The sequence below is a fragment of the Lacrimispora sp. 210928-DFI.3.58 genome, from assembly GCF_020554865.1.
In the GTDB taxonomy this organism is placed as follows: Bacteria; Bacillota; Clostridia; order Lachnospirales; family Lachnospiraceae; genus Enterocloster.
The window spans coordinates 1-655 of the sequence record NZ_JAJCIC010000100.1 but is presented as its reverse complement, the minus strand read 5'-3'; the positions used below and the strand labels follow the sequence as shown (position 1 = coordinate 655).

The following is a 655-nucleotide window of genomic DNA, read 5'->3' as shown; positions in this document are numbered from 1 at the left end:
CATACTATTTAGACGGCACAGGAGCAATGCTGGAAGGCCTTCATGAGGTGGAAGGCGTCCTGAGGTATTTTGCTCCAGCAGATGGTTACATGCTTACCAACACAGAGGTTACGGTGGATGGAATCGTCTATACCGTTGACGCAGCCGGCGTAGCCACCCCGAAGGCCCAAACGAATGAGGGCTGGGTGGACACAGAAGGCGGCAGGATGTTCTATCGGAACGGCGCAGCTGTAGTGGATGAGTTCATAGAATACGAGGGCGAAGTCTACTATCTGGACGAGAATGGCTATATGCACACAGGCTGGCTTGTAAAGAACGGAAGCGACTATTACTTTGACAGCACCGGCGTTATGAAGAAGGGCTTATGTGAGGTGGACAACGTCCTGCGCATCTTCGCTCTTGAAGACGGCCATATGATAAGGGACGGGGAAATCACGATAGCCGGAGAAACCTATATCGTTGACGCAGGCGGAGTTGCCACCCCGAAGGCCCAGACGAATGAGGGCTGGGTGGACACAGAAGGCGGCAGGATGTTCTACCGCGATGGCGTAGCTGTAGTGGATGAGTTCATAGAATACGAGGGAAGAGTCTACTATCTGGACGAGAACGGCTATATGTTCACGAGCGGCTGGAAGGAGCAGAAGGATGAAAGCGG

The 655-nt window shown here is 53.3% G+C and carries 1 protein-coding gene; it reads left to right on the top strand.

The genetic code is table 11. The annotated features are described in order from the left end of the window. Positions 1-655 (top strand): N-acetylmuramoyl-L-alanine amidase family protein (locus tag LIZ87_RS22075; RefSeq protein ID WP_442912303.1); only part of this gene is annotated, 655 nt, incomplete at both ends.